General features: G+C 45.1%; 7 protein-coding genes. All 7 read right to left on the bottom strand.

What is annotated here, in order from left to right; genetic code table 11:
* Positions 1-220 precede the first annotated feature (220 nt).
* Positions 221-1,210: an HD-GYP domain-containing protein gene (locus KNP03_RS10110; protein ID WP_214828954.1), complete on the bottom strand. Its 990-nt coding sequence runs from the start codon at positions 1,208-1,210 to the stop codon at positions 221-223.
* A 58-nt stretch (positions 1,211-1,268) separates the two neighbouring features.
* The gene (gene gyrA, locus KNP03_RS10105) at positions 1,269-3,839 is read right to left on the bottom strand and encodes a DNA gyrase subunit A (protein WP_214828952.1); all 2,571 of its coding nucleotides are present in this window, start codon (positions 3,837-3,839) and stop codon (positions 1,269-1,271) included.
* Positions 3,840-3,862: 23 nt separating this feature from the next.
* Entirely contained in the window at positions 3,863-5,791 is a 1,929-nt protein-coding gene (gene gyrB / locus KNP03_RS10100; RefSeq protein WP_214828950.1) for a DNA topoisomerase (ATP-hydrolyzing) subunit B, read from the bottom strand.
* Between the two features lie 49 nt (positions 5,792-5,840).
* Positions 5,841-6,959 carry a DNA replication/repair protein RecF gene (recF, locus tag KNP03_RS10095; RefSeq protein WP_214828948.1) on the bottom strand — a complete coding sequence of 373 codons (1,119 nt, stop codon included), beginning with the start codon at positions 6,957-6,959 and terminating at the stop codon, positions 5,841-5,843.
* A gap of 1 nt (position 6,960) precedes the next feature.
* Entirely contained in the window at positions 6,961-7,176 is a 216-nt protein-coding gene (gene yaaA / locus KNP03_RS10090; protein WP_214828946.1) for a S4 domain-containing protein YaaA, read from the bottom strand.
* Positions 7,177-7,306: 130 nt separating this feature from the next.
* The gene (gene dnaN, locus KNP03_RS10085) at positions 7,307-8,446 is read right to left on the bottom strand and encodes a DNA polymerase III subunit beta (RefSeq protein ID WP_214828944.1); all 1,140 of its coding nucleotides are present in this window, start codon (positions 8,444-8,446) and stop codon (positions 7,307-7,309) included.
* A gap of 196 nt (positions 8,447-8,642) precedes the next feature.
* On the bottom strand, positions 8,643-10,025 hold the full coding sequence (dnaA, locus tag KNP03_RS10080; RefSeq protein WP_214828942.1) for a chromosomal replication initiator protein DnaA: 1,383 nt from the start codon (positions 10,023-10,025) through the stop codon (positions 8,643-8,645).
* Positions 10,026-10,487 lie beyond the last annotated feature (462 nt).

Below are 10,487 nucleotides of genomic sequence, written 5' to 3'. Positions count from 1 at the left end.
TGATATAGCTCTTAAATTGACGAAGCTTGCGCTTCATTCAAAAATTGTAAAACTTTTTTTGCCTCATCGTTCAGTTTTCAAAGTTCGTCTGCCGCTCTTAGCGACTCATTAATAATAGCACCTGACTTTATATTCGTCAACTATAAAAATAAAGTTTTTTAAAAGAATATAAAAAAGCGATCCTAACGGAAAAAGAACCGAAAGACTCGCTAAGGGTTACTTATTGAAAAGCCACAATTTTTACTTCTTCTAAACGCATCAGATCATAGCTTTGTTGATTCGCTTCTGCAATGACAATAGGTTGCTCTACCTTCGGAGTATACGCTTGAATTTTACCCTTCACTCCACTGCTAAGTAATACGTTTCTCCCTACTTCATAAAAACCTAACAATGTTGCGAGTAGCGTGAGTGCTTCTTCATCATATGCTTTGTTTTGCCACATATAGAAGTAAGCTTCCTCTGGTGTTAAGGCTTTCCGAAACGTTCGTGGTGCAGTCAATTGACAAAAACGATCTGCAACGATGAATAAAGGCGTCGCCGGATTTAAGTCTCGTTCTAGCAACCGGTTTGGAAAACCTGATCCATCTAAACGTTCATGATGTTCTAGCACTAATTTGGAGACGCGACCGCGCAAAGTTCGGTTGCTCGGTAACATAGAGGCCGATACGATCGGGTGTTGATATAAAAGTTCCCGTTCCATCTTTGTAAAATAGCGCATATGTGACCATTTTCTTATTTTCGCATAGCTTGCGTCTGCAAAATATGATGCTATTCCATAGTCAAATTGGAGTTGATGTTCATCTCCCCGGTATTTCGATAATGTTCTAGCGACCAGCGCACGATAAATCGCATGATAGATGACATGGTTTTTTCGCAATGGTTGATTAGTAAAGAATTGAACAATGGCCGCTAGCGGAAAGTCATATCGAAACAGTTGATGAATAAATTCCAGTGCTTCATATGGATTCGGCGAAATTCGTTCTTCCCATTGATTGTAATGTTTTTCGTATTGAAACACCTTCTCACATAACGCATGCTCTTCTTTTAAAGTGAGTGTTCGTCGATCAACCGGTGCTACATCTACTTCTTTTACTTTCAAAAAGCGGAGTAAGCGTAAATGCTCATTCGTTAAGCGTATCCCTGCCTCTAATGAAGAAACTGGCGATAATAGTGTCATCCCTACATGCACAGTCGACAAATCCAAGCGCATACGAATCCCTCCTAAATATGAAAAGGTCGAACGGGAGCCCCCATTCGACCTTTTCGCCTTATTCGGTCACATCAGACGATTGATCGGATTCAGGTGCTTCACCTTCAAACCCATTCTCCACATCAATTACTGATTCCTCTTCAATTTCATCTTTTTTCAATTTAGCAATCGTCGCTAAACGATCGCCCTCTTCGATATTCATCACTTTGACACCACGAGTACTTCGGCCCATTTGGGAAATCGTCTGTGAATCAATTCGAATCGCGACGCCGAGCTCAGTCATCAACATGATGTCATCATCTTCATCGACAATTCGCATGCCCACAACCGCACCACGGTCGGTCTTGATTCCGATAATTCCGGAACCGCCACGACCTTGTAAACGGAACTGATCCATCGCTGTACGCTTTCCGTATCCTTTTTCAGTGATAATCAAGACATCTTGTGTCGGACGAACAATTTCCATAGAAACTACTCGGTCATCATCTTTCTTAAGTCGAATGGCACGAACACCGCGAGCCGTCCGTCCCATAGATCGGACTTCTCCTTCTAATGGGAAGCGGATTGACATTCCCTGTCGTGTCACAATCAACATCTCGTCATCACTCTTCGCCAGACGAACCGTTACCAATTCATCCGTTTCATTCAAGCTAATTGCACGAAGTCCATTTTTGTTAATTCGGGCATAAGCGGAGAGTGGAGAGCGCTTAACCAATCCTTCTTTCGTGATAAAGACGAGTGAGAGTTGTTCATCTGCTACTTCCTCTTCTGACTCACCCTGTGACTCTTCATTCACGTTTTTGTCTGCTAAATAACTATTGAAATCGACTGGAATCATCGTTTCAACTTTTTCACCTTTGTCAATTTGCAACAAGTTGATGATTGGCATTCCTTTGGCAGTACGACTCATCTCCGGAATTTCATATCCTTTTAAGCGGAATACGCGTCCGAAGTTAGTGAAGAACAGGATTGTGTCGTGAGTTGACGCCGACAATAGCCGAAGAACGAAGTCTTCGTCATTTGTCCCCATTCCTTGTTTACCTCGACCGCCTCGACGTTGCGCGCGGTATGAGTCTGTCGGAATCGATTTGATGTATCCTTCGCTCGTCAACGTGATCATCATATCGCGAACCGGAATTAAATCTTCGTCTTCAAGTTCGACAATATCGGTACGAATCACTGTGCGACGTGCATCACCATAACGTTCTTTAATTTCAATCAATTCGTTGCGGATGATTTGAAGAAGAAGTTCCTCGTCACCGAGAATTGCACGAAGCTCATCGATCAACGCTTTCACTTCGCGATATTCGCCTTCAATCTTCTCGCGTTCCAAACCAGTCAATCGTTGGAGACGCATATCTAAAATCGCTTGCGTTTGTTCAGTAGAAAGTCCGAAGCGGGCAATCAACTTTTCACGTGCCTCGTCACCTGTGCGCGTGCTTCGGATGATGGCGATGACTTCGTCCAAGTGATCAAGGGCAACACGAAGCCCCTCTAAAATGTGGGCCCGTGCTTCCGCTTTATCTAAGTCGAACTGCGTACGACGACGCACGACTTCTTTTTGGTGTTCGATGTAGTAATAAATCGCTTGTTTGATGTTCAACGTTTTCGGGCGTCCGCCAACAAGTGCAAGCATGTTGACCCCGAACGTCGTTTGCATCGGTGTCTGCTTATACAAGTTGTTTAAGATGACACTCGCATTCGCGTCCCGACGAACCTCGATGACAACCCGCATCCCGTTACGGTCCGATTCATCTCGCAAGTCTGTGATTCCCTCGATTTTTTTATCGCGGACCAAGTCGGCAATCTTCTCGACGAGGCGCGCTTTGTTGACCTGATATGGAATCTCATGAACGAGAATGCGCTCACGACCGTTTTTCAATGTCTCGATTTCGGCTTTCGCGCGCATCGTGATTGATCCACGTCCAGTCTCATAGGCACGGCGAATTCCGCTGCGACCTAAGATTTCTCCGGCTGTCGGGAAGTCAGGACCCGGGATGTGTTGCATCAATTCAGCAATCGTAATGTCCGGGTTATGAGAAAGTGCCAACACCCCATCGATTACTTCGTTCAAGTTATGCGGAGGAACGTTGGTTGCCATCCCAACCGCAATCCCGCTCGTTCCGTTCACGAGGAAGTTCGGGAAGCGAGCTGGAAGAACGACCGGTTCTTTTTCTTCACCATCGAAGTTCGGCTGGTAATCGATTGTATTTTTTCCGATGTCTCGTACGAGTTCCATCGCAATTTTAGACATACGCGCCTCGGTGTAACGCATCGCAGCGGCCGAGTCGCCATCGACTGAACCGAAGTTCCCGTGACCGTCGACTAATTCGTAGCGATAACTGAAGTCTTGAGCCATACGAACCATTGTCTCGTAAACGGCTGAGTCACCGTGTGGGTGGTACTTACCGATGACGTCCCCGACAACACGCGCGGACTTCTTATGCGGTTTATCCGCACGAATCCCAAGCTCGTTCATCGCGTACAGAATACGGCGGTGAACCGGCTTCAATCCATCTCGCACGTCCGGAAGGGCACGTGATACGATGACGCTCATCGCATAGTCCATGAACGACGTTCGCATCTCCTGGCTAATATTTATATCCCTGATATTTTCTTGTTCTGCCATTCGTTATTGCCTACCCTTCTTTATTAAATATCGAGGTTCTTCACGTAATGTGCGTGAGATTGAATAAAGTCACGGCGCGGCTCAACGTTATCGCCCATCAATGTTTCGAAAATCTCGTCCGCTTCAATTGCATCTTGAAGGTCAACACGTAGCATCGAACGGGTTTCCGGGTTCATTGTTGTGTTCCATAACTGTTCAGGATCCATCTCTCCTAAACCTTTGTAACGCTGTACACTGTAGCGCGCGTTTTCAGGAAGTTGTTTGATTGCCTCCTGCAGCTCCCGTTCGTTTTGAACGTAAACTGTTTCCTTACCGTGTTTGACACCATAGAGTGGCGGTTGAGCGATATAAACATATCCACTTTCGACAAGTGGGCGCATATAACGATAGAAGAACGTCAAGAGCAGCGTACGAATGTGCGCACCATCGACGTCGGCATCGGTCATGATGATGAGTTTATGGTAACGCGCTTTCGATAAATCAAACTCGTCTGCGATCCCTGTTCCGAGCGCCGTGATGATGGTCCGAACTTCTTGGTTGGCCAAAATCTTATCAAGACGTGCTTTCTCGACGTTGATGATTTTCCCTCGAATCGGCAAGATTGCCTGGAAGTGACGATCACGGCCAGATTTCGCCGAACCACCCGCTGAGTCACCCTCAACGATGTAGAGTTCAGATTGCGAAGCGTCTTTCGACGAACAGTCGGCCAATTTCCCTGGTAATGAGCTGACTTCGAGAACACCTTTACGACGTGTCATCTCACGGGCACGTTTCGCAGCAAGGCGTGCGCGTGCTGCCATCAAGCCTTTGTCGACAATGAGACGGCCGACTGATGGGTTTTCTAGAAGGAATTGTTCGAATGTGTCACTGAATAACGTATCTGTCGCTGTCCGCGCATCTGCGTTCCCGAGTTTCGTCTTCGTTTGTCCTTCGAATTGCGGTGCCGGGTGTTTCACCGAGACAATCGCGGTTAGTCCTTCACGGACGTCATCACCTGACAAACTGCCATCCGCTTCTTTCATCAAACCAAAACGCTTCGCATAGTCATTGATCGAACGTGTGAGCGCTGTCTTAAATCCAGTCTCGTGTGTCCCACCTTCATGCGTCGGGATGTTGTTCGTGAATGAGTAGATGTTGCTTGCGAAACCTTCGTTGTACTGAAGGGCAATCTCTACCTCAATTCCGTCTTTCGTTCCGTGCACATACACAGGTTCTTCATGAATCGACGCCTTCGAACGGTTCAAATGCTCCACATAAGACTTGATTCCGCCCTCGTAGTGATAATTGCGTTCAATTGTCTCATCACTACGATCATCTTTCGCAATGATCCGTAGACCTTTGTTCAGGAATGCGAGCTCACGAAGACGAGTCGCGAGCAAATCGAAGTCATACTCAAGCGTTTCCTGGAAGATCTCACCGTCCGGGAAGAAACGGACAGTTGTTCCTGTCGTATCTGTCGTTCCGACGATTTCGAGCTCTCCTTGAGGAACGCCACGTTTAAACGATTGGTAATAAACGTTGCCATCGCGACGTACAAACACTTCAAGTTTTGTCGATAAGGCGTTAACAACTGACGCCCCGACTCCATGAAGACCACCTGATACTTTGTATCCGCCTCCGCCGAATTTACCGCCGGCGTGTAACACCGTAAAGATAACTTCAACGGCAGGACGACCTGTTTTCTTTTGAACATCTACCGGAATCCCACGTCCGTTATCTTCAACGACGATTGAGTTCCCTGGTTCAACGGTTACCGTGATGGTGTCACAATACCCAGCAAGCGCTTCGTCGATCGAGTTATCGACGATTTCCCACACTAGATGGTGGAGACCGCGCGAACTTGTAGAACCGATATACATTCCGGGACGCTTACGAACCGCTTCTAATCCTTCAAGGACTTGAATCTGGTCGGCGCCGTACGCTTGCAATTCTTTTTCATTTTCATTACTCATCGGTTTTCTTCACCTACTATGCATAATTTGGTGTTCATGATCGACTTCATTACACAGATTCCGTTTCGACCTCTCCGTGTTTCACGTGAAACACTTTTGCTTGTTGAATCGTTTCATGTGCAATCCCATCAATATTTGTCGTCGTCAAAATCGTTTGTACTTTCTTCCCCATCGTATCCAGAAGATGGGTTTGGCGATGATCATCAAGCTCCGATAAGACGTCGTCTAGCAATAAAAGAGGATATTCGCCGACTTCTTCATGAATCAATTCGATTTCAGCCAATTTCAATGACAAGGCCGCCGTACGTTGCTGACCTTGTGAACCGAACGTTTGAACATTTCGATCATTTACATACAATTCGAAATCATCGCGATGTGGACCAAACAGGGTTACACCTCTTCGTCGTTCGTTCTCTCTTATTTTATCAAACTTTTGACGATACGTTTCAAACATCTGTTCTTTTGGGTAACGTTCTTTTTGGAACGTGTCAGAAACATATTGAATATTCAACGTCTCAAGCTCGCGTGTGATGCCTGCATGGATTGGGTTGGCCCACTTTTCAAGCTGGTCGATAAAGTGATAGCGTCTCGTCACAATCTTCACTGCAAGATCAATCAGTTGGTCAGTCAACACCTCAAGTAGGGTTTCGTCCCCACCTTTTGTGGATAACTGCTTTAACAGCGCATTTCTCTGTTTTAATGTTTTCAAATACTGATTCAGTTCGTGTAAGTACACGGGGCTGACTTGTCCGATTTCCATATCTAAAAATCGGCGTCGTCCCTGAGGACTCCCCTTCACAATCGCTAAGTCTTCCGGGGCGAATAAGACAACGTTAAAAGCACCGACATAGTCGCTCAGACGACGTTGTTCCAAGTGATTCAATTTCGCTTTTTTGCCTTTTGACGAAAACGAAAGCGATTGTACTGACTCCCCGGTTCTTTTTTGGATGCGTCCTTCAATGCTCGCATTTTCTGCTTCCCACCCAATCAACTCTCGGTCTTGTGTCGTCCGATGTGATTTTGCGAGCGCAAGTACATAAATCGATTCGAGTAGATTCGTTTTCCCTTGTGCATTCTCTCCAATAAGAACATTCGTCTGTTCTGAGAAATCTAACTCGAGAGATTCGTAATTGCGATAATTTTTTAATCGGATCGACTTTAAATGCACGTCAGTTTCCCTCGATTTGGTATTCGCCGAAGCCTTCGACTTCGATCGTATCTCCGTCTCTCAATTTGCGGCCGCGGCGCTGATCTTGTTCGCCGTTCACTTTGATCGCAACGTCCTCTAAAAAGAACTTCGCCTGCCCACCGCTAGAAATGATATCAGCTAACTTTAAAAATTGTCCGAGTGTCACATACTCGGTTGTAATCGACACTTTTTCCATGTCGTCACTCCTTTTCCTACATACTTATCTGAAAAAATCGCCATACTAACTAGTTTATCGAAAATCGTCGAATAAGGCAAAAAGAGGGATGACAAGGTAAGACACCTCATCATCCCTACCCGCTGCTTCCTCACGAAGTGCGGACTGGTAAAATCAGTTGAAGAACGCTATCTTGTTCGACCGGACGTAGAATGAACGGGCGCATCGAACCAGTAAATTGGATTTCAATCTCGGACGCATCAAGTGCACGAAGAGCATCCATCACAAATTTCGAGTTGAAAGAAATTTTCAATTCTTCCCCTTCTAACGACAAAATACTGACGCGTTCCGATACTTTTCCGACTTCTGGTGAGTGCGATGATACCTCTACAGCTGTCGTTTCTTCCGCTACAAATTTAATGACATTGTTGCGGTCGGCTCGCGCAAGAAGCGAAGCCCGGTCAATGGCTTGTAAAAATTCTTTTGCGTTCATCCGCACCGCTGTACGATATTCTTCCGGAATGAGACGAGACGTATCTGGATATGCCCCATCGAGTAAGCGTGAGAAGAACGAAAGGTTTTTCATACGGAACAAGATTTGTTGGTCCGTCAACACAATTTCGACCGGTAACTCTTCGCGGTCCAACAGCTTCGCCAATTCGTTAAGGGAACGTCCTGGTACGACAACATTTTGGAACGATAAATCATTATCCGTTTCAAAACGAGCACGGCGCAGCGCCAAACGGTGACTATCTGTGGCCACACACGTTAGGAATCCTTTCTCGGCTGAGAAGTTAACCCCTGTTAAAACCGGACGTGTTTCTTGAGCAGATACAGCGAAGCTTGTTTGACGAATGATTGTTTTAAGCAAATCAGCCGGCAAATAGAATCGGCGATCACTTGATAGTTCAGGAAGACGCGGATATTCGTCCGGGTCGAGACCGTTCAAATGGAATTCTGCCTGGCCAGACTCGATGCGTGTCATGAAGTTCGGTGAAACTTCAAGTGTCACTTCGTTTGTCGGTAACTTTTTAACGATTTCTCCAAGGAAACGGGCATTTAAGACGACGCTTCCGCCCCGTTGAATTTGAATGAGTTCAATCCCGCCTTCTTCAATCGGAATCAAGCGTTCGATTGAAATCTCTGTGTCGCTTCCTGTAAGTGTGAGTCCATCAGCATGGGCATCTAGTTTTAAGCCCGTTAGAATTGGAATCGTTGTGCGTGACGCCACAGCTTTTGATACGTCTTGTACAGCTTGCATGAATACATCTCGTTGAATCGTTAAATGCATGTGGATAGTTCCTCCTCAGGTAAAATGAGTCCATTTATAGTAAATATAATAGTATTAATTAAGTCATAATAGTAATAAGGCCTGTGGATACTGGGGATAACTCCCTTTAAGCACTCGTATAAAGCCATTCTGCCTGTGAATAACTTGTGGATAACTGGGCTTACTTATCCACAGGATATCCACAAAGGAAATTCATTCAGTTCGAAAGTGCCTTCTTCAATGTTTGAATGGTCTCTTGCATCTCCACGTCGTTCTTTAAAAGCGTACTAATCTTTTCATGAGCGTGGATGACCGTAGTATGATCGCGTCCCCCAAACTCTTCCCCGATTTTCGGCAGAGAGCTTTCTGTCATCTCCCGAGATAGATACATGGCGATTTGACGCGGGAAAGCCAATGTTTTCGTTCGTTTCTTTGAATTTAACTCTTCCACTTCGATGTTGAAGTGTTGACCGACGACTTCTTGAATGTCGCGAATCACGATTTTTTTCGCTTCTTGAACCGGCATGATATTGTGGAGCGCTTCTGCTGCTACGTCCGGGTCGATTGGTCTACCTACCAATTTCGCGTAAGCCACTACTCTCGTTAAGGCCCCTTCAAGTTCTCGAATGTTCGTATCGATTTGATTTGCGATGTAAAGCATAACGTCGTTCGAGATATCTAAGCCTTCCGCAGTCGCCTTTTTACGCAAAATCGCAATTCGGGTCTCAAGGTCAGGAGGTGTGATATCTGTAATGAGTCCCCACTCGAACCGTGAACGTAACCGATCCTCTAATGTAGGGATTTCTTTTGGTGGACGATCGCTGGAAATCACAATTTGTTTTTGGTCATTGTGTAACGCATTAAAAGTATGGAAAAACTCTTCTTGCGTCTGTTCTTTTCCTGCTAAAAATTGAATATCGTCAATCAACAGGACGTCGATGTTGCGATAGCGATTGCGGAACTCCCCTGTTTTGTTATCACGAATCGAGTTGATGAATTCGTTCGTGAATTTTTCAGAGGATACATACGCGATGCGAGCGCCAGGCTTTTGCCCTTTGACATAATGTCCGATCGCATGCATCAGGTGTGTCTTTCCTAATCCAACTCCCCCATAGATAAATAATGGGTTGTACGCTTTAGCCGGTGCTTCTGCGACAGCTAATGAGGCGGCGTGAGCAAAACGGTTTCCAGATCCGATGACAAATGTTTCGAAAATGTATTTGTCATTTAACTGGCCTAAGTCCCCTTCCTCTTTTGAAGGGAGCGGAAGCGGTTGTTCCTTCGTTTCTGTGACAGCAACCGAGTCTTCAGTCGATAACCCTTCGGCTGGTGCATACTTGTGTGCTTGAGATTCTTCAATAAAGTGAATTTCGAGCTTGTTGTTCGTTACTTCTTCAACAGTTTCTTGCAATAAGGACAAGTACTGACGTTCTAACCAGGTCACGATAAAACTAGCTGGAGCTGAGACAACGAGTGTTGTCCCCATCAATGAAACACCTTCTGTAGATTTTAACCACATATCAAAACTGGCTTTTGGTGTTCGTTCTTCCTCTTCGATCAAGGACAAGACATTTCTCCAAATTTCGCGAGCATTCTTCAATGAAAGACCTCCTTTACTCACATTTTCGGTAAAACTTATTCACACGATATACACATACACTATTCTATAGTAGAAACTAGGGTTATCCCCAGAGAACAAAAACTGTGGATAAAGTTATCCACACGTCACTTCATATGGGGATAACAGTTATCCACAGCCTGTGTATATCTCGGAATCACAAAAAGTTCATCCACAAGTTTGTGCACATTCAGTTTAGCAAAATAAAATAGACGTGGCAACGGTTTTTGATATTTATCCACAGATAGATAAAATAATCCACAGGCACTTATCCACATGCTGTGTTTTCTGTGGATAACCTGTGGATATGTTGTGTATAAAATCAAAGAGTCGTGAAAGAAATGAAAAAGTTATACACAAAAGAGGAAGAAGAGGAGTGGCCGAAATATTTTTTTAAAAGAGGAAAATGAAATGAGAAGGTGTCGAAACTCAAATGAAGCGAGT

Origin of the sequence: Exiguobacterium algae (assembly GCF_018617875.1) — a bacterium.
Lineage (GTDB): Bacteria > Bacillota > Bacilli > Exiguobacteriales > Exiguobacteriaceae > Exiguobacterium > Exiguobacterium algae.
The sequence above is the reverse complement of the archived record's forward strand: the minus strand, read 5'-3'. Positions and strand labels throughout refer to the sequence as shown.